This window comes from Luteimonas viscosa (assembly GCF_008244685.1).
Taxonomy (GTDB): domain Bacteria; phylum Pseudomonadota; class Gammaproteobacteria; order Xanthomonadales; family Xanthomonadaceae; genus Luteimonas; species Luteimonas viscosa.
Window position 1 is genome coordinate 203,027 of the sequence record NZ_VTFT01000001.1, and the last position, 19,660, is coordinate 222,686.

Annotated in this window: 16 protein-coding genes; 12 read left to right on the top strand and 4 right to left on the bottom strand. The window is 70.5% G+C overall.

Translation table 11 applies throughout. From position 1 onward, the window contains the following. The first annotated feature begins 127 nt into the window (after positions 1-127). Both FZO89_RS00995 and FZO89_RS01000 read left to right on the top strand, forming a co-directional pair. Entirely contained in the window at positions 128-1,228 is a 1,101-nt protein-coding gene (locus FZO89_RS00995) for a Glu/Leu/Phe/Val dehydrogenase dimerization domain-containing protein (RefSeq protein WP_149101518.1), read from the top strand. A gap of 1,080 nt (positions 1,229-2,308) precedes the next feature. Further along, positions 2,309-3,466, top strand: a complete 1,158-nt coding sequence (locus tag FZO89_RS01000) for an isovaleryl-CoA dehydrogenase (RefSeq protein WP_149101519.1) — start codon at positions 2,309-2,311, stop codon at positions 3,464-3,466. Between the two features lie 319 nt (positions 3,467-3,785). Here FZO89_RS01000 and FZO89_RS01005 read toward each other — a convergent pair whose 3' ends face one another. Then, entirely contained in the window at positions 3,786-6,638 is a 2,853-nt protein-coding gene (locus FZO89_RS01005; RefSeq protein ID WP_149101520.1) for a S8 family serine peptidase, read from the bottom strand. Between the two features lie 152 nt (positions 6,639-6,790). On the opposite strand from FZO89_RS01005, the gene FZO89_RS01010 reads away from it, so the two are divergent. The 7 genes from FZO89_RS01010 (at position 6,791) to FZO89_RS01035 (ending at position 13,582) form a co-directional block, all read left to right on the top strand. Next, positions 6,791-7,963, top strand: coding sequence for a thiolase family protein (locus FZO89_RS01010; RefSeq protein ID WP_149101521.1), 1,173 nt, complete (start codon positions 6,791-6,793; stop codon positions 7,961-7,963). 139 nt (positions 7,964-8,102) lie between these two features. Beyond that, a complete protein-coding gene (locus FZO89_RS18420) occupies positions 8,103-8,438 on the top strand; it encodes a hypothetical protein (RefSeq protein WP_187470995.1) in 336 nt (111 codons plus the stop codon). Between the two features lie 160 nt (positions 8,439-8,598). Continuing rightward, the gene (locus FZO89_RS01015) at positions 8,599-8,937 is read left to right on the top strand and encodes a hypothetical protein (RefSeq protein ID WP_149101522.1); all 339 of its coding nucleotides are present in this window, start codon (positions 8,599-8,601) and stop codon (positions 8,935-8,937) included. Positions 8,938-9,079: 142 nt separating this feature from the next. Continuing rightward, positions 9,080-10,687, top strand: a complete 1,608-nt coding sequence (locus tag FZO89_RS01020; protein ID WP_149101523.1) for a carboxyl transferase domain-containing protein — start codon at positions 9,080-9,082, stop codon at positions 10,685-10,687. A 445-nt stretch (positions 10,688-11,132) separates the two neighbouring features. Then, entirely contained in the window at positions 11,133-12,452 is a 1,320-nt protein-coding gene (locus FZO89_RS01025; protein ID WP_149101524.1) for a family 8 glycosyl hydrolase, read from the top strand. Between the two features lie 175 nt (positions 12,453-12,627). Continuing rightward, on the top strand, positions 12,628-13,182 hold the full coding sequence (locus FZO89_RS01030) for a bactofilin family protein (RefSeq protein WP_149101525.1): 555 nt from the start codon (positions 12,628-12,630) through the stop codon (positions 13,180-13,182). Positions 13,183-13,189: 7 nt separating this feature from the next. Then, a complete protein-coding gene (locus FZO89_RS01035; protein ID WP_149101526.1) occupies positions 13,190-13,582 on the top strand; it encodes a hypothetical protein in 393 nt (130 codons plus the stop codon). 409 nt (positions 13,583-13,991) lie between these two features. On the opposite strand, the gene FZO89_RS01040 is transcribed toward FZO89_RS01035, so the two are convergent. Genes FZO89_RS01040 through FZO89_RS01050 form a run of 3 tightly spaced genes read right to left on the bottom strand, consistent with a single transcriptional unit; the run spans position 13,992 to position 16,334 of the window. Next, the gene (locus tag FZO89_RS01040) at positions 13,992-14,225 is read right to left on the bottom strand and encodes a DUF6587 family protein (protein ID WP_149101527.1); all 234 of its coding nucleotides are present in this window, start codon (positions 14,223-14,225) and stop codon (positions 13,992-13,994) included. 4 nt (positions 14,226-14,229) lie between these two features. Then, on the bottom strand, positions 14,230-16,101 hold the full coding sequence (gene feoB / locus FZO89_RS01045) for a ferrous iron transporter B (protein WP_149101528.1): 1,872 nt from the start codon (positions 16,099-16,101) through the stop codon (positions 14,230-14,232). Further along, complete coding sequence (locus FZO89_RS01050) at positions 16,098-16,334, bottom strand: FeoA family protein (protein WP_149101529.1); 237 nt, start codon at positions 16,332-16,334, stop codon at positions 16,098-16,100. The genes feoB and FZO89_RS01050 overlap by 4 nt, the downstream gene beginning before the upstream one ends. 104 nt (positions 16,335-16,438) lie before the next feature. On the opposite strand from FZO89_RS01050, the gene FZO89_RS01055 reads away from it, so the two are divergent. The 3 genes from FZO89_RS01055 to FZO89_RS01065 are packed head-to-tail and all read left to right on the top strand — an operon-like array spanning position 16,439 to position 19,659. Then, the gene (locus tag FZO89_RS01055; RefSeq protein ID WP_149101530.1) at positions 16,439-17,221 is read left to right on the top strand and encodes an enoyl-CoA hydratase-related protein; all 783 of its coding nucleotides are present in this window, start codon (positions 16,439-16,441) and stop codon (positions 17,219-17,221) included. Positions 17,222-17,230: 9 nt separating this feature from the next. Further along, positions 17,231-17,617, top strand: a complete 387-nt coding sequence (locus FZO89_RS01060; RefSeq protein WP_149101531.1) for a VOC family protein — start codon at positions 17,231-17,233, stop codon at positions 17,615-17,617. Between the two features lie 38 nt (positions 17,618-17,655). Beyond that, positions 17,656-19,659, top strand: coding sequence for an acetyl/propionyl/methylcrotonyl-CoA carboxylase subunit alpha (locus FZO89_RS01065; RefSeq protein WP_149101532.1), 2,004 nt, complete (start codon positions 17,656-17,658; stop codon positions 19,657-19,659). Position 19,660 lies beyond the last annotated feature (1 nt).

The following is a 19,660-nucleotide window of genomic DNA, read 5'->3' on the forward strand; positions in this document are numbered from 1 at the left end:
AGAATGCCGCGCCTGTCACGCCAGCCGTGCCCGCTTCCGGGCCACATTCCTTCCGAATCAATCACTTGCCACCTGATCAGAGGCCCCGCACGGAGCACGCGCGGCGCCCCTCGACGGAGTTTTATCCATGATTTTCGAACAGCTCGAGACCTACGGCCACGAACAGGTCGTGTTCTGCCACAACCCGGACGTGGGCCTGAAGGCCATCATCGCGATCCACAACACCGTGCTGGGCCCGGCCCTGGGCGGGACCCGGATGTGGCCGTACAAGACCGAGCAGGACGCGCTCAACGACGTGCTGCGGCTGTCGCGCGGCATGACCTACAAGAACGCGGTGGCCGGCCTGAACCTGGGCGGCGGCAAGGCGGTGATCATCGGCGATCCGGCCAAGGACAAGTCCGAGGCGCTGTTCCGCGCGTTCGGGCAGTTCGTCGATTCGCAGGGCGGGCGCTACATCACCGCCGAGGACGTGGGCATCGACGTCAACGACATGGAGTACGTGTACCGCGAGACCCAGTTCGTCACCGGCGTGCACCAGGTGCACGGCGGCTCGGGCGACCCGTCGCCGTTCACCGCCTACGGCACGCTGCAGGGCCTGATGGCGGCGCTGAACCGCAAGTTCGGCGACGAGGACATCGGCAAGTACGCCTACGCGGTGCAGGGCCTGGGGCACGTGGGCATGGAGTTCGCGAAGCTGCTCAAGGAGCGCGGCGCGAAACTCTTCGTCACCGACATCAACCAGGAGCTGGTCGAGCGCGCGGTCAGCGAACTCGGCGCCACGGCGGTGGGGCTGGACGAGATCTACGACGTGCCGGCCGACGTGTATTCGCCGTGCGCGCTGGGCGGGACGGTCAACGAGAACACCCTGCCGCGGCTGAAGGCGAAGGTGATCTGCGGCGCGGCGAACAACCAGCTGGCCAACAACGCGATCGGCGACGAGATCGCCAAGCGCGGCATCCTGTACGCGCCCGATTACGCGGTGAACGCGGGCGGGGTGATGAACATCTCGCTCGAGATCGACGGCTACAACCGCGAGCGCGCGATGCGGATGATGCGCACGATCTACCACAACCTCGCGCGCATCTTCGAGATCGCCGAGCGCGACCGGATCCCGACCTACCAGGCCGCCGACCGCCTGGCCGAGGAACGCATCCAGACGATCGGCAAGCTCAAGCTACCGATGGGCCGCAGCACTCCACGCTTCCAGGGCCGCGTGCGCGGGCTCTGACGCCCGGCGTCGCCCCGACGGTCCGTAGCCCGGGTAAGCGAAGCGCACCCGGGAAGCCCACCTTTCGTCGCGGCCGATCCCACATCCCGGATGCGGCCTGCGGCCTTATCCGGGCTACGTGGCTTCTCGCGGGCATGCCATTCGGGGGTGGAAGGTGCGCGGCGAACCCGCTCTCCCTTCTCCCGTTTCGCGGGAGAAGGTGCCCCGAAGGGGCGGATGAGGGCACGCCAAAGGCGCGTTCCGTAGCCCGGGTAAGCGAAGCGCACCCGGGGCTTCCCCATTCGTCGCAACCGACCCGACACCCCGGATGCGGCCTTCGGCCTTATCCGGGCTACGCGGCTGTCCCTTCTCCCGTTCCACGGGAGAAGGTGCCCCGAAGGGGCGGATGAGGGCACGCCAAAGGCGCGTTCCGTAGCCCGGGTAAGCGGAGCGCACCCGGGGCTTCCCCATTCGTCGCGACCGACCCGACATCCCGGATGCGGCCTTCGGCCTTATCCGGGCTACGCGGCTGTCACTTCTCCCGTTCCACGGGAGAAGGTGCCCCGAAGGGGCGGATGAGGGCACGCAAGGCGCGTTCCGTAGCCCGGGTAAGCGAAGCGCACCCGGGGCCCCCATTCGTCGCAACCGACCCGACACCCCGGATGCGGCCTTAGGCCTTATCCGGGCTACGCGGCTGTCCCTTCTCCCGTTCCACGGGAGAAGGTGCCCCGAAGGGGCGGATGAGGGCACGCCAAAGGCGCGTTCCGTAGCCCGGGTAAGCGGAGCGCACCCGGGGCTTCCCCATTCGTCGCGACCGACCCGACATCCCGGATGCGGCCTTCGGCCTTATCCGGGCTACGCGGCTGTCCCTTCTCCCGTTCCACGGGAGAAGGTGCCCCGAAGGGGCGGATGAGGGCACGCCAAAGGCGCGTTCCGTAGCCCGGGTAAGCGGAGCGCACCCGGGGCCCCCATTCGTCGCGACCGCCCCGACACCCCGGATGCGGCCTTCGGCCTTATCCGGGCTACGTGGGGGTTGCAGGAGGCGGCGCGGCCGGCGCGGTCGCGTTGTAGCATGTGAAACCAATCCAGACGGAGCGCGGCATGCGGACTTTCCCCCTCGGCGAGGACATCGACAGCCTGCGCGAGGCGGTGCGCCGCTTCGCCGAGGCCGAGATCGCGCCGCGCGCGGCCGCGATCGACGAACAGAACGCCTTCCCGCAGGAACTGTGGGCCAAGCTCGGCGAGCTGGGCCTGCTGGGCATGACCGTGCCGGGCGAGTTCGGCGGCAGCGAGATGGGTTACCTCGCCCATCTGGTGGCGATGGAGGAGATCTCGCGCGCCTCCGGCTCGGTGGGCCTGAGCTACGGCGCGCATTCCAACCTGTGCGTGTCGAACCTCTACGCCAACGGCAACCAGGCGCAGCGCGAGAAGTACCTGCCGAAGCTGTGCAGCGGCGAGTGGAAGGGCGCGCTGGCGATGAGCGAGCCGGGCGCGGGCTCGGACGTGGTCGGCTCGATGTCCTGCCGCGCCGAACTCAAGGGCGATACCTGGATCGCCAACGGCAACAAGATGTGGATCACCAACGGCCCCGAGGCCGACGTGCTGGTGGTGTACATGCGCACCGCCAGCCGCGAGCTGGGCAGCAAGTGCATGACCGCCTTCATCGTCGAGCGCGGCTTCAAGGGGTTTTCCACCGCGCAGAAGCTCGACAAGCTGGGCATGCGCGGTTCCAACACCTGCGAGCTGGTGTTCAAGGATTGCGAGATCCCCGCGGAGAACGTGCTGGGCGAGGTCAACAACGGCGTCAAGGTGCTGATGAGCGGGCTCAACACCGAGCGTCTGGTGCTCAGCGGCGGGCCGCTGGGGCTGATGCAGGCCGCGCTCGACATCACCCTGCCCTACGTGCGCGACCGCCGCCAGTTCGGCCAGCCGATCGGCAGCTTCGGGATCATGCAGGCCAAGGTCGCCGACATGTACACCGCGCTGCAGTCGAGCCGCGCCTTCGCCTACCAGGTGGCGCGCGACTACGACGCCGGCCATCGCTCGCGCATCGATGCCGCGAGCTGCCTGCTGCATGCGAGCGACGCCGCGGTGCAGGTGGCGCTGGAGGCGATCCAGGCGCTGGGCGGCAATGGCTACATCAACGAGTACGCGACCGGGCGGATCCTGCGCGATGCGAAGCTGTACGCGATCGGCGCCGGCACCAACGAGATCCGGCGGATGCTGATCGGGCGGGAGCTGTTCGCGGGGAATCACTGATCGGCCGCAGCGCGGCGCCTGGCTACGATCGCTGGACCTGCATTTCGTTCCTCCGGTCATCCAGAGCGCAGCGACTTCCGTAGCCCGGGTAAGCGAAGCGCACCCGGGAAAACCACCTCTCGTCGCAGCCGACCCCACATCCCGGATGCGGCCTACGGCCTTATCCGGGCTACGTGGTGGTGCCGATGCACTCGCCGGGATTTCTCCCTTCGGTCGAAATGACAAGGAGAGGGTCGGAATGACAAGGGGACATCCGCGAGGCACGCGAACGTAGGCGCCGACGCGGCGCGGACGGACGCCCGCGCCGCGTTCCGGGCGCTCAGAACCCGATCGCGTAGCGCAGCGACCCCATGCGCTCGTCGCCGCGCGGGCCGAAGCGCTGGTCGAGGCCGAGCGAGAGCGAGCCGCTGCGACCCAGCGGTGCCTGCACGCCGATGCCGAACAGCCCGCCCGACTTCGCGGCCGCGGCGAGCGGCAGCGGCGACCAGCTGTCGAGGCCGACGAAGCTGGCGTCGACGTCGAAGCCGCCCGTCGCCAGCGTCTGCTGCCACTCGGAATACGCATGCAGCCGCGCGCCGCGCCAGTCGAACGCCGCGCGCAACCCGGCCGTCGCCTGCGTGCGCTGCAGCGTCGCCGCGTGCGTGCGCAGGGCGTAGCCGCTGCCCCATTCCTCGAAACCGTCGTGCGAGACGCGCACGTGGTCGGCGCCGAGGTAAGGCGTGAGCTCCCACCCATCGCCGAAGTGCAGCTGGCGCCCGGCCTCGAGGCCCAGGCTCTCCACGTCGCCCGTGTAGCCGGTGAATACGCCCGCGCGTTCGGCCTCGCCGTCGAACAGCTGGCGCTCGATGTCCCGGTCGAAGCGGCCGCTGCTGGCCTGCGCCAGCGCATAGCCGCCGGCCGAAACGCGGGCGACGTACAGCGAGGCCCGGGTCTGGCGGTCGCGGCTGCGGTCGCGGTTGCCGCCGACCCAGTCGTCGGCGCGGGTCTCGCCGAACGCGAAGCCGGCCAGCAGCCCGTCGCCGAGCGCGAGATCGCGACCCAGCACCCAGCCGTCGAGCTGGAATCCGCCGCCGGCCATGCCCACGCCCGCGCCGCGCACGCCCAGCGACTGCGTCCATGCCCCGGCCTGCGCCAGGCCCGGCTGCAGCGCGCCCAGGCGTGAGGACAGTGCGCGCCGGGCCATGTCGGCCGCATCGAAGGTGAGCGTGGTCGCCAGCGCATGCGATTCGCCGGAGAGGCTGTCGAGGGCGGCGACGGCGGTGGCCTCGTCGCCGAGCTGCTGGAAGGCGCCCGCGACGCGACGGAACTCGTCGCCGACGTCGCCGGAGCGGCCGCCGGCATCGCTCGCATCGATGGCGTCGAACGCGGTTTCCACGCGCTGCGCGGCCGACACGCCCGCCGGGCGGATCCGCGACAGCGACCTGGCGGCGGCCGCGACATCGATCCGCTCGATCTCGAGCCAGGCGTCGAATGCGTCGTAGTCGATGCTGGCGTCGAGGAACAGGGAACTGGACCAGGTCAGGGTGTCGAACGTGCCGGTCAGGCCCATCGTCGCGGCCAGGACCTGTTCCCGTGCGCCGGCGGTGTAGCCGTCCTTCACGCCGAGGACATGCAGTTCCCCGCCGTCGAGTTCGACCCGACCCGACACCTGCAGCACCTGGCCGAGCGCGATGCCCAGCACCGCGCCGGCATCGTGGTTGTAGTCGCCACCGACCGTCGACGCGGTGACCGAACCGCCCGCCTCGTGCGCCAGCAGCTCCACCCGGCCGGCGTTGTGCACGTCACCGGCGACGCCGTCGCCCAGGCCGAAGGTGCCCTGGCGAGCGACCGTGACGCTGCCGGACACGTCGCGTTCGGCGAGCAGCGCGCCCTGCTCCACGCGCAGTCCGCCGGCGTTGCCCGCGGACTCGCCCAGCACCAGCGTGCCGCTGCCGCGCTTGACCAGGGCACCCTCCCCGGCCAGCGCATTGCCCCAGGTCGACTCGATGCCGTCGAAATCGACCGTGAGGTCGCCCCAGTCCAGCCTGGCCGGGCCGCGCACCGCGGCCTCGATGTCGACCGCGCCATGGCCGAACACCTCGTCCACGCCGGGTGCGCCGATGTCGGTCGCGGTGCCGAGCAGGGTCTGCCGCACCAGGTCGTTGTCGAAGTAGGGAAACGCCTCCCACACCAGCGCGGCGGCGCCGGAGACGATCGGCGCGGCGAACGAGGTGCCCGACCAGCGCCAGTACTCCGGATCGTCGGGGGGATCGTCGGTGCCGGTCGCGATCACCGTGCCCGGGGCGGCGAGACAGTAGTCCATCGCCACCCCGCAGGCGTTGGAGTACTCGGCCAGGGTTGTCGGCGATTCGGCATCCAGCGCCGCCACCGCCAGCCAGCCGCGCTCGAGGTCCCCGGCGGGCAGGCTGCCGCCGGTGCCCCGCTGGCTCGGCAGGGCCGACATGTCGGAGGGATCGTCGAAGCCGGAGTTGCCGGCGGAGAACACCACCAGGCCGCCGTGTTCGACGATGAAGGGCCGGTACTCGGCGGCGATCTCCGCGGTGGCGGCCGGGTTGGTCCAGTACAGGCCGCCCCAGGAGTTGTTCATGATGCGCACGTCGCGGTCGATCAGATCGGCGTGGATCGGCGCCAGGCCCAGCGCGCCATCGACCTCGTTGCCTTCGCCGCTGCCGTCGTCCTCGGGCGGCTCGTCGCTGATGATCCGCGCCGAGACGATCTCCGCGCCCGGCGCGACGCCGCCGGGCCACTGCCCGAACGCCTGCCCGGCGATGATCTGCGCCACCGCGGTGCCGTGGCCGACGACGTCGTCGACGGACAGGTCGTTGGCGTTGGGGTCGATGTACGTCAGGTTGTCCACGACCCGCCCGGCGAGCGCGGGATGGTCGCGGTTGACGCCGCTGTCGATCACGCCGATGCGGATGCCCTCGCCGCTCCAGCCTGCTTCCTGCGCGGCATCGGCGCCGGTCCAGGTCAGGTGGTGGCTGAAGTCGGGATTGGGGTCCTCGACCACCGGCGGGCCGGGCGGCGGCTCCGGCGGCGGGATGGGAGGCGGGGCCAGCGGCGGGGGATCGGGGCGCGTCGCGCCGCCGCCTCCGCCGCAGGCGCCCAGCGCCAGCCCGATCCAGAGCGCCACCGTCAGGCGCGATACGGCTCCCAGGTCCCGCTTCGACATTCCCGCCTCCATTGCATGTCCCGCGCCGTCCACGGCGCACTCCCGGACTCTACACGCGCCCGGCTGCCGTTGCGCTGCCCCGGGCGGGCGCGTTTGCCGGCACCGGTCACGAACGCGATAATCCAGGGCCCCACGCATCCCCGGAGTCCCCCGTGAGCGACGTCGTCATCGTCGGTGCCAAGCGCACCGCCATCGGTTCCATGCTCGGCCAGTTCACCGGCGTGCCCACGCCCACCCTCGGTGCCACCGCGATCCGCGGCGCGCTCGAACACGCCGGCATCGCGCCCGGGGAGGTCTCGGAAGTGATCATGGGCTGCGTGCTGCCGGCCAACCTCGGCCAGGCGCCCGCGCGCCAGGCCTCGCTGGCCGCCGGCCTGCCGAAGTCGACCGGCTGCACCACGATCAACAAGGTCTGCGGTTCGGGCATGAAGGCGATCATGCTGGGCCACGACCTGATCAAGGCCGGTTCGGCCAGCGTGGTGGTCGCCGGCGGGATGGAGTCGATGACCAATGCGCCGCACATGGTCTCGGCGCGGCCGGGCCTGCGCTACGGCGATGCCAAGCTGGTCGACCACATGGCCTGGGACGGCCTGACCAACCCCTACGACGGCCAGTCCATGGGCGTGTTCGCCGAGGCCACCGCCGACAAGTACGGCTTCACCCGCGAGGAGCAGGACGCCTACACCATCGAATCGGTCACGCGCGCGCAGGCGGCGATCGCCTCGGGCGCGTTCAAGGCCGAGATCGTCCCGGTCAAGGTGGTGACCCGCAAGGGCGAGGTGGAAGTCGATACCGACGAGCAGCCGGGCAAGTCCGACATCGCCAAGATCCCGACCCTGCGCGGCGCATTCCGCAAGGACGGCACGGTGACGGCCGCCAGCTCGTCGAGCATCTCCGACGGCGCCGCGGCGACCATCCTCACCAGCGCGGAGAATGCTTCCAGGCTGGGGCTGAAGCCGATTGCACGCATCGTCGGCCACGCGACGTTCTCGCAGGAACCCGAGTGGTTCACCACTGCGCCGGTGAGCGCGATCCGCAACCTGCTCGACAAGGTCGGCTGGACGGTCGACGAGGTCGACCTGTTCGAGGTCAACGAAGCGTTCTCGGTGGTGGCGATGGCGCCGATGCGCGAACTCGGCATCGCCCACGGGAAGATCAACGTCAATGGCGGCGCCACCGCGCTCGGCCATCCGATCGGCGCGAGCGGTGCCCGGCTGGTGGTCACCCTGTTGCATGCGCTGCAGGCCCGGGGCGGCAAGCGCGGCGTCGCCACCCTGTGCATCGGCGGCGGGGAAGCGACGGCGATCGCTGTCGAGATGGCGTGAAGGCATTAAGCACGTGTTACGGTTAACGCGCTTTTGACAAAAAAGCCACGCGCCCCCGCTTGACAGCGATCATGGGCTTGTCATCATGTCGGCGGCGCGCACCTTGCGCGTTGCCACCTTTCAGACGAGGAAGATCGATATGACCATCAACAAGGCTCTGCTCGCGCTGGCTCTGGGCTTCGCCCTGGCCGCCTGCAGCAACCAGCAGCAGGCCGAGAACGCCGCTGAAGACGCGGCCGATTCCGCCGCCGACGCCGCGACCGAAGCCGCCGAGGCTGCTGGCACCGCGACCGAAGCGACCGCCCAGACCGCTGCCGACGACGCTGCCGCCGCCGCTGACGCCGCTGCCGACGCCGCTGCCGACGCCGCTGCTGCGACCACCTCCGAGGGTGCCGACGCGGCCGCCGACATGGCGGAGAACGCGGAAGACGCCGCGGACGACGCCGAAGACGCTGCAGAAGAAGCCAACCCGTAATCACGGGCCGGCTCGAGTCGTAAGGAAGCCGCCGGCCCTGCCGGCGGCTTTTTTTCTTTTTAACATCGCGTTCGGCACAATGCGGCCGCGGCCACGGGGGAGTTCCGGGGCCGGATCGACCGCTGCGACCGTCCTTACCTTGCATACCCGGAGATAACCCTTGAATACGAAGATCCTCGTCCTCGCCGCCGCCAGCGTGCTCGCCCTCGCCGGCTGCAAGAACACCGCCGAAGGCGCCGCGGAAGACACCGCCGCCGCTGCCGCCGCCACCGAACAGGCCGCCGCCGACGCCGCTGCCGCCACCGAGCAGGCTGCTGCCGACGCCGCCGCCGCCACCCAGGAAGCCGCTGCCGAAGCCGACGCCGCCATGGACCAGGCCGCCGCCGAGGCCGACGCCGCCATGGACAACGCCGCCGACGCCACCAAGGAAGCCACGGCCGATGCCGCCGGCGCCGTGAGCGACGCCGCCGCGGAAGTCGAGGAAGAAGCGCGCGACTGATCGCACGCGCCATGCCGTACCGGAAGGGCCCGCCTCGCGCGGGCCTTTTCCTTTCCGGTCCTTCCCCAGCCGCCGCCGGCGTGGCGGGCAGCGTCGCACGCGGTCACGTATCCTCTGCGCATCCTTCGCAGCGCGCCCGACGATGACGGTCCTGAACTCGCAACTCGATCCCCGTTCGCAGGCGTTCCTCGACAATGCCGCCTACCACCGCGCACTGGTGGAGGAACTCGACCGGCGCCTGGCGCGCGCGGCCGACGGTGGCGGCGAGCAGGCGCGCGGCAGGCATGCCGGCCGCGGCAAGCTGCCGGCGCGCGAGCGCATCACCGCCCTGCTCGACCCCGGCTCGCCGTTCCTGGAGATCGCACCGCTCGCGGCCGAGGACATGTACGACGGCGCCGCGCCCGCGGCGGGCATGGTCTGCGGCATCGGCCGGGTGATGGACCTCGAGGTGGTGGTGGTCGCCAACGACGCCACGGTCAAGGGCGGCACCTACTTCCCGATGACGGTGAAGAAGCACCTGCGCGCGCAGGAGATCGCGCGCGAGAACCGCCTGCCCTGCATCTACCTGGTCGATTCGGGCGGCGCGTTCCTGCCTCTGCAGGACGAGGTGTTCCCCGATCGAGAACATTTCGGCCGGATCTTCTACAACCAGGCGCGGCTGTCGGCGGAGAACATCCCGCAGGTCGCGGTGGTGATGGGCAGTTGCACCGCCGGCGGCGCCTACGTGCCGGCGATGTGCGACGAGAGCGTGATCGTGAAGGAACAGGGCACGATCTTCCTCGGTGGCCCGCCGCTGGTGAAGGCGGCGACCGGCGAGGTGGTGGATGCCGAGGCGCTCGGCGGCGCGGAGGTGCACACCAGCGTTTCCGGCGTGGCCGACCACTTCGCCGAGGACGACCGCCATGCGCTGGAGATCGCGCGCGGCATCGTCGGCCACCTCAACCGCCGCAAGCAGGTGCCGCTGGCGGTGCGCGAAGCGCGCGAGCCGCTGTATGCCGCCGGGGAGTTGTACGGCATCGTTCCGAAGGACACGCGGCGGCCGTTCGACATCCGCGAGGTGATCGCGCGCATCGTCGACGGCAGCGAGCTGGACGAGTTCAAGGCGCGCTACGGCAAGACCCTGGTCACCGGTTTCGCGCACCTGCACGGCTATCCGGTCGGCATCATCGCCAACAACGGCATCCTGTTCGCCGAAAGCGCGCTCAAGGGCGCGCACTTCATCGAGCTGTGCAACCAGCGCGGCATCCCGCTGGTGTTCCTGCAGAACATCACCGGGTTCATGGTCGGCCGCAAGTACGAGAACGCGGGCATCGCCAAGGACGGGGCGAAGATGGTCACCGCCGTGGCGTGCTCGAGCGTGCCCAAGTTCACCGTGGTCATCGGCGGCAGCTTCGGTGCCGGCAACTACGCGATGTGCGGGCGCGCCTACGGGGCGCGCTTTTTGTGGATGTGGCCGAACGCGCGCATCAGCGTGATGGGCGGCGAGCAGGCCGCCAGCGTGCTGGCGACGGTGCGCCGCGACGGCATCGAGGGCAAGGGCGGCCAGTGGAGCGCGGAGGACGAGGAAGCGTTCAAGGCGCCGATCCGCGAGCAGTACGAGTCCCAGGGCAGCCCGTGGTACGCGACCGCGCGGCTGTGGGACGACGGCATCATCGATCCGGCCGACACCCGGCGCGTGCTGGGCCTGGGGATCTCCGCCTCGCTCAACGCGCCGATCGAACCGGCGAAGTTCGGCGTGTTCCGGATGTAGTACCCGGCGTCGCGATGGCTCGTGATGGCCCGCGCACCCCGGCTCGTCGTCCCGTGGATCCCGTCAGCCCGTGGATCCTGTCATTCCGTTGACCCTCGTCCGGTGGATCCCTGTCATCCGTTGACCCTGTCATCCCGTGGACCCTGTTGCCTGTCGTCCCGAGCGCAGCGAGGGATCTTCTTCCAGGCGACCGGATGCCAGATCCCTCGCTGCGCTCGGGATGACAGTGTTTCGTCCGTCGTCGCAGGCAGCCGGCGTCGGTCACGCCACGCCGGAGCATGGCCTTTCTCACGCGGAAGCATGGCCTGACCACCCGAGAGCACGGCCTGTCCCGCAAGCGCATGGGCTGTCCACGCAGGAGCACGGCCTGTCCACGCGAGAACGTGGCCCGGCAGCGTCCGCCATCTGCTAACGTCGCCTGCCCTCCCGAGCCGTCGACGATCCGATGTCGTTTCCCCGCCGCATCCTCTTCGCGCTGGTCCTCCTGCTCCTGGCGGCCTGCGCTCGCGACCGCGCCGATGCCGCGCCCGTGGCCGGGAACGCGGACGGGACGCCTGCCGCACCGCTCGGCGCGGTCGCCAGCGGCGTCTATCCCGACCTGTTCGCGGACGCGGGCTACGACGCCGAGGAGATCGAGGCCAGGGTCGCCGACGCATTCGAGCAGCTGTTCCATGGCGATCCGGAGGAGCAGGCGCTGTATTACGAAGCCGGCCGGAACGACGATGGCCCGCTGGCCTACATCCTCGACGTCAACAACGACGACGTGCGCTCGGAAGGCATGTCCTACGGGATGATGATCGCGGTGCAAATGGACCGGAAGCGCGAGTTCGACGCGATCTGGAACTGGGCGATGACCCACATGCATCACGACGATCCCGCGCATCCCGCGCACGGCTACTTCGCCTGGTCGGTGAAGACAGACGGCACGCCGATCGACGAGATGCCCGCGCCCGACGGCGAGGAATACTTCATCACCGCGCTGTACTTCGCCTCGGCACGCTGGGGCGATGGCGAAGGCATCCACGACTACCGCGCGCAGGCGGACCGGCTGCTGCACGACGTGCTGCACCGGCAGCCGATCACCGGCCCGACCAGCCGCGGCACGATGACCGCGACCAACCTGTTCGACCACGACGCGAAAATGGTGCGTTTCACGCCGGACGTGGTGAACGCGGCGCACACCGATGCGTCCTACCACCTGCCCGCGTTCTACGAAATCTGGGCGCGCGTGGGGCCGGAGGCCGATCGCGCTTTCTGGCGCGAGGCCGCGCAGGTCAGTCGCGACTACTTCGTGGCCGCTGCGCACCCGCGCACCGCGCTGACGCCGGACTACGGCAACTTCGACGGCACGCCCTGGGCCGCGTCGTGGCGGCCCGACTCCGCCGACTTCCGCTACGACGCCTGGCGCAGCGCGATGAACTGGTCGATGGACTGGTCGTGGTGGCGCGCCGATCCGCGCCAGGTGGAACTGTCCAACCGCCTGCAGGCGTTCTTCGAAGCGCAGGGCATGCAGGGCTACGCCAGCCTCTACACGCTCGACGGCAAGCCGCTCGGCGGCGGCCAGACCACCGGGCTGGTGGCGATGAACGCGGTGGCCGGGCTCGCGGCCGACCATCCGCGGCGGCTGGCCTTCGTGCGCGCGCTGTGGGAGCGGCCGGTACCGACCGGCCATCATCGCTACTACGACGGCATGCTCCATCTGATGGCGCTGCTGCACGCCAGCGGCCGCTATCGCGCCTGGCTGCCCACGGGTGCGGAGGGCTGATCGCCTGCATCAGGCCGGATTGAACAACATGCGCCAAGTGGTTGCCGGGTAACGGATTCGGTGAGCCTCGTCACAGTGTGAAGGTGGTGTGCACGTGCTAGGCTCCAAGGCTCATTCCCCCGTTCGGCCGGCGCGCGCCGGCCATATTCCTGCCCAGCCCCCGAGGAACCCCGAGATGGCCATCTTCAGCCCGCAGAACAACGCCCCCGCCAAGAAGGACCAGCCGTCCTTCGCCTCCGACGCGCCGCCTGCGAGCCCGCAGCGCGAGACGCCCGCCGTCGCCGATTTCAATCCCAGCCAGGTCGCGCCGCCGCGCCCGGCCGTGCAGGCGGACACCTCGGCCAAGGAATCGCTGATCGCCGCCGACCTGACCATCGAGGGCAAGATCGAGGGCAGCGGCCATGTCCGCATCGCCGGCAGGTTCAAGGGCGACGTCAACGTGCAGGGCAACCTGCGCATCGAGAACGGCGCCAAGCTCACCGGCGGGGTCAAGGCCAAGCAGGTGGTGGTGGCGGGCGAACTCGACGGCAACATCGAATCCGCCGCGCGGGTCGAACTGATGGACTCGGCGATCCTGACCGGCGACGTCAAGGCCGGCTCGCTGACCGTGGCCGCCGGCTCCAAGATCCGTGGCCATGTCGAATGCGGCTGGGACGCGTCCGAGGCCGTGGCGCCGCGCAAGAACGGCAAGGCCGCCGAGGCGACGGAGCTGCGCGAAGTCGCGTCCTGAGCGCGACGTGAGCACCCCGAAGCCGGGTACGGCAGGTGCCACGCGCACCTGCCCGCACTGCAAGACGACGATCCTCGAAAGCGCGAGCATCTGTCCCTCGTGCAAGCACTACCTGCGTTTCGACACGCCGCGCACGGGCCCCGGCGCGCCCCAGCCCAGCACCACGGCGCTGCAGGTCGAGGGGATGATCCGGCACCCGTCCGACGGCGGCGCCTGGGAGTATTCGGTGTTGCTGACTGTGCGCGACGACGAGGGCAACGAGCTCGCCCGCCACGTGGTCGGCGTCGGCGCGATGCTCGCGGGCGAGGAACGCACCTTCAACCTGTCGGTCGAGGTCACCCCGACCAGCGACATGCGCAAGCCGGTGCGATCGCCGAACAAGCGCGGCGTGCGCCACTGACGCAATCCGGCCCACCACGGCAAGGCGGCTTCGGCCGCCGACGCGCGTTGGCGATCCCGGCCTTGCCGGGCGCATATCCCGGACGCACCTCCGGCCTCATCCCGGTCAAGGGGCGCGCAGGACGCATTCGGCATTCGGCTGTCGCCGGGCACGCGGGATCGTTTGACGCGTGCGGACGAGTCCGGACGGAAGGTGGCGGAAGGTGCCCCCGGATGCGGCCTTTGGCCTTATCCGGGCTACCCCGTACCGGTCGGGCGCGGTCGCGGACACCGTGACCGAAGTCGTCGCGCCGTCGGCGCACCTGCCGGATCCGTAGCCCGGACAAGGCCGCAGGCCGCATCCGGGACAACGACGAGGGACACCTCCCCGTACGCACCGCCCCGGAATCGCGACGCGGTCGCCCTGCTGCTCAACTGCAGCCGTTGCAGCCGCCGCAAGCGCCATCGCGAGGCATCGCAGCCGGCGCCAGGCGCTGCCCCAGCGCACGCATCCAGCCGGGCCTGCCCTCGCGCACCAGCGGCACTGCGAGCGCGATCCGCATCCGGCGGGTGCCGTCCGGAAACTGCCGTCGGGCCACGAACCAGGCGCTGTACGCGACCACGGCGGCCACGACCACGTACTGCAACAGCAGACCGGTCTGCATGGCGTCAGCCCGCGCCCAGTGCGCGCGCGACCTGGTAGGTCAGCAGCGACGCCAGGTAAGCCAGCGCGAACAGCCCCGCCGCGTTCGCGGCCATGATCCGCCAGGAGTTGGTCTCGCGCTTGATCGTCGCCCAGGTGGAGATGCACTGCGGCGCATAGATGAACCAGACCAGCAGCGACAGCCCGGTCGCCAGCGACCAGCCGTCGGTGATGATCGGCGTGAGCGCCTGCGCCGCGGCCTCGTCGTCTGCGGCCGACAGCGCGTAGACCGTCGCCAGCGACGACACCGCCACCTCGCGCGCCGCCAGCCCCGGGATCAGCGCGATGCAGATCTGCCAGTTGAAGCCCAGCGGCGCGAACACCACGGCCAGCGCATGGCCGATGCGTCCGGCCAGGCTGTAGTCGATCGCCGGCATCGTCGCGTCCGGCGGCGGCGCGGGTACGTTGAGCAGCACCCACAACAGCACGGTGAGCGCGAAGATGATCCCGCCCACCCGCTTGAGGAAGATCATCCCGCGTTCGTACAGGCCGATGGCGAGGTCGCGCGGATGCGGCACGCGGTAGGACGGCAGTTCCAGCAGCAGCGCGTGCTCGGAGGTGTCGCGCCGCCAGCGCTTCATCACGAACGACACCAGCAGCGCGCTGGCGATGCCCGCGACGTACAGCCCGAACAGCACCAGGCCCTGCAACCCGATCGGCCCCCAGACCGTGCGCGCGGGGATGAAGGCACCGATGAGCAGCGCGTACACCGGCAGGCGCGCCGAACAGGTCATCAGCGGCGCGACCATGATCGTCGCCAGCCGGTCGCGCGGATCCTGGATCGAACGCGTGGCCATGATCCCGGGAATCGCGCAGGCGAAGCTCGACAGCAGCGGGATGAACGAGCGCCCCGACAGGCCCGCGCCCTTCATCAGCCGGTCGAGCAGGAACGCCGCGCGCGGCAGGTAGCCGCTTTCCTCCAGCGCCAGGATGAAGGCGAACAGCACCAGGATCTGCGGCAGGAAGATGATCACCCCGCCCAGCCCGGCGATCACCCCGTCCACCAGCAGACTGTTGAGCGGCCCCTCGGGCAGCGTGCCGCCGACCGCCCCGCCCAGCCACCCGGTGCCGGTGTCGATCAGATCCATCACCGGCGTCGCCCAGGCGTACACCGCCTGGAAGATCAGGAACATCACCACCGCCAGCGCAACGAGCCCGAACACCGGGTGCAGCAACCAGCGATCGAGTGCGTCGTCGATGCGCGCGGTGCGGCGCGGCATGCGTATGGCTGCGTCGATCAGGCGCCGGGTTTCGGCATGCAGGTCGGGCGCGGGGTCGCCCGCCACCACACGCGCGGCCGGCGGCACCGGCATGCGGTCCAGGCGGTCGAGCAGCGCCTGCGCGCCGTGGTGCCTGACCGCGACGGTTTCAACCACCGGAATGGCGAGTTCGCGCTCCAGCGCCTCGAGGTCCACCGTGATGCCGCGACGCCGGGCGACGTCGATCATGTTCACCGCCAGCACCATCGGCCGGCCGAGCGAGCGCAGTTCGAGCGCGAAGCGCAGGTGCAGGCGCAGGTTGGTGGCGTCGACCACGCACACCAGCAGGTCCGGGGCCGGCTCGCCGGGATAGAAGCCGCGGCAGACGTCGCGCGTGATCGCCTCGTCGAGGCTGGCCGGCTGCAGGCTGTAGGCCCCGGGCAGGTCGAGCAGCACGTATTGGCGACCCTGGTCGCCACGGAAGCGACCTTCCTTGCGTTCCACGGTCACGCCGGCGTAGTTCGCAACCTTCTGGCGGCTGCCGGTGAGCAGGTTGAACAGTGCGGTCTTGCCGCAGTTCGGATTGCCGACCAGCGCCAGGCGCCAGGGCCGCGCGTCGAGGGCGTCCGCGGCGCTCATGCGGCGACCAGGCGTACGCGCGCGGCCTCCGCGCGACGCAGGGCGAAGCGCGTGTAGCCGACCTGGACCAGGATCGGATCGCCGCCGAAAGGCGCGCGGGCCACCACTTCCACGGCCTCGCCGGCGACGAAGCCCAGCTCGCGCAGGCGTCTGGCGATGCCGTCGGCGGCATCGCGCTGGTCGACCGATTCGACGATGGAGGGTGTGCGACGAGGCAGGTCGGCGAGGGTCACGGGTATCAATTGAATACGAATTGTTCTCATTCTAGCAGCCAGTGCTGGCTGCGGCGCCATGGCCAGCGGCTATCATCCGGTGCCGCCCCGCCGATCCCGACGCCATGCCGGAACCGCTGTCGACCCGCCAAACCGGCGCTGTGCTGCGTCTGTGCCTGGAGCGACCCGCGCTGCACAATGCCTTCGACGCCGATCTGATCGGACGGCTGACCGACGCCCTCGCCGCTGCGGCCGACGACGCCCGGATCCGGGTGGTGGTACTGGAGGGCGCCGGCGCCTCCTTCTCCGCCGGCGCCGACCTCAACTGGATGCGCGGCATGGCCGCCGCCAGCGAGGCGGCGAACCGCGACGACGCCCTCGCCCTCGCCCGCCTGATGCGCACGCTGGACGAACTGCCGAAGCCGACCATCGCCCGCGTGCACGGTGCCGCGTTCGGCGGCGGGGTCGGCCTGGTGGCGTGCTGCGACATCGCGATCGGCGTGCCGGAAGCGAAGTTCGGCCTGACCGAAAGCCGGCTCGGCCTGTTGCCGGCGGTGATCTCGCCCTACGTGGTCGCCGCAATCGGCCCGCGCCAGGCGCGACGCTGGTTCGCCACCGCCGAGGTCTTCGACGCGGCCCAGGCGCTGCGGATCGGGCTGCTGCACGCGGTGGTCGAAGCCGATGCGCTGGACGCGGCGGTTGAGCGCCAGGTCTCGCTGCTGCTCAAGGCCGGGCCGCTGGCTGCGGCCGCTGCGAAGTCGCTGGTGCGCGATGTGCTGGCGGGCGGCGACCGCGATGCGCTCGATGCCGCCAACGCCACACTGATCGCGAAACTGCGCGTTTCCCCGGAGGGACAGGAAGGCCTGTCCGCCTTCCTCGACAAGCGCCCCGCGCGCTGGACGTCCTGAGGCCTGACCATGCTCGACCACGTCGGTGTCCCCGTGTCCGACTATGCCCGCAGCCTGGCGTTCTATCGCCAGGCGCTGGCGCCACTCGGCATCGTGCTGCTGATGGAAATGACGCCGGAGGCGACCGGAGGCAACGGCGCCGCCGGTTTCGGCAGCGGCGAAGAGCCGTTCTTCTGGTTCGGCGACGACGGCGCGCCCGGCGTGCACACCCATGTCGCCTTCCGCGCCGACAGTCGTGCGCAGGTGGATGCCTTCCACGCCGCCGCGCTCGCCGCCGGCGGCCGGGACAACGGCGCACCGGGCCTGCGCCCGCACTACCATGAACACTATTACGGCGCGTTCGTGCTGGATCCGGACGGACACAACATCGAGGCCGTGTGCCACCGTCCGGAATGACGCCCCGGTCCGAACCCGCTGGAACGAGGACCCCGCTGATGTTTTCGAAGATCCTCATCGCCAACCGCGGCGAAATCGCCTGCCGCGTGATCCGCACCGCGCGCCGGCTGGGCGTGCGCACCGTGGCCGTGTTCTCCGAAGCCGATGCCGACGCCCAGCACGTGCGCCTCGCCGACGAGGCCTGGCCGATCGGCGGGCCACGGCCGGCCGAGAGCTACCTGCGCGGCGATGCGATCCTCGAAGTGGCGCACCGCAGCGGCGCGCAGGCGATCCACCCGGGCTACGGCTTCCTCAGCGAGAACGCGGACTTCGCCGACGCGGTGGAGACCGCGGGCCTGGTGTTCATCGGCCCGAAGGCGTCGTCGATGCGGGCGATGGGCAGCAAGGCCGGCGCCAAGGACCTGATGCACGCCGCGGGCGTGCCGGTGGTGCCGGGCTACACCGGCGAGGACCAGTCGCCCGGCACGCTCGCGCGCGAGGCCGCGCGCATCGGCTTCCCGCTGATGATCAAGGCCGCGCACGGCGGCGGCGGCAAGGGCATGCGCATCGTGCGCGCGCTGGACGAGTTCATCCCGAACCTGGAAAGCTGCCAGCGCGAGGCCGCCAATGCCTTCGGCCGCGACCGGGTGCTGCTGGAGCGCTACATCGAGTCGCCGCGCCACATCGAGATCCAGGTGTTCGGCGACTCGCAGGGCAACGTGATCCATCTCAACGAGCGCGAATGCTCGGCGCAGCGGCGCTACCAGAAGGTGCTCGAGGAATCGCCTTCGCCCTTCCTGACGCCGGAACTGCGCGCCGCGATGGGCGAGGCCGCGGTGCTCGCCGGGCGCGCGATCGGGTATGCGAACGCGGGCACCGTGGAGTTCATCGTCGACCCCGACGGCCACTTCTACTTCATGGAGATCAACACCCGCCTGCAGGTGGAACACCCGGTCACCGAAATGACCACGGGCCTGGACCTGGTCGAATGGCAGTTGCGGGTGGCCGCCGGCGAACCGCTTCCGCTGGCGCAGGACGCGGTGCCGCAGCGCGGCCACGCGATCGAGGTGCGCCTGTACGCCGAGGATCCGGATGCCGGCTTCCTGCCCGGTTCCGGCCGGCTCGAGCGCCTGCAACTGCCTGCACCGTCCGCGCAGGTGCGCATCGACTCGGGCGTGGTCGAGGGCGACACGGTGACGATCTTCTACGATCCGATGATCGCCAAGCTGATCGTGCACGACGTCGACCGGCCCTCCGCACTCGCCCGCCTGCGCGAGGCGCTGGCGGCCTGCGCGATCGAGGGGCCGAAATCCAATATTCCCTTCCTGGAGGCGCTGGTGCGTCACCCGGCGGTGGTCGAGGGCCGGATCGACACCGGCTACCTCGACCGGCACCTGGACGAGTTCATCGGCGCCCCGGCCGACGAAACGGATGGCGCGGACCTGCTGCTGGCGGCCGCGACCATTGCGCTGTTGCGGCAGGAACACGATCAGCGCGAAAGCGCCAGGCGGTCGGGCGACCCGACCTCGCCGTGGGCGATCGCCGACGGCTGGCGCCTCGGCCACGCCGGGCAGCGGCCGCTGGCCTTCCAGCATCGCGACGAGCGGATCGAGCTGCTGGCGCAGGGGACGGGGGGCCGTTATCGCATCGCCCACGGCAGCCGCCTGGCGGACGTCGAGGGCGCGCGCCTGTCCGAGCAGGCGCTCTCCCTGCGTATTGACGGCAGGGGACTTCGTTTCCATGTCTCGCAGGGTTCCGGACGCGTCGAGGTGCACGATGGCGTGCGCCGGTTCGCCGTGCAGCCGCTGGCGATGTACCGCCACGAGGCATCCGGCCCGGAGGCCGGCGACGACCGGGTGCGCGCGCCGATGCCCGGTCGCGTGGTCGCGATGCGCGTCGCCACCGGCGACAGGGTGCAGCAGGGACAGGAACTGGCGGTGATCGAAGCGATGAAGATGGAACTGGCGCTCAAGGCGCCACGCGCCGGCACGGTCGGCGAACTGCGCGCCGCGGCCGGCGATTTCGTCGAAGCCGACAGCGTGCTGGTCGTACTGGAGGACTGAG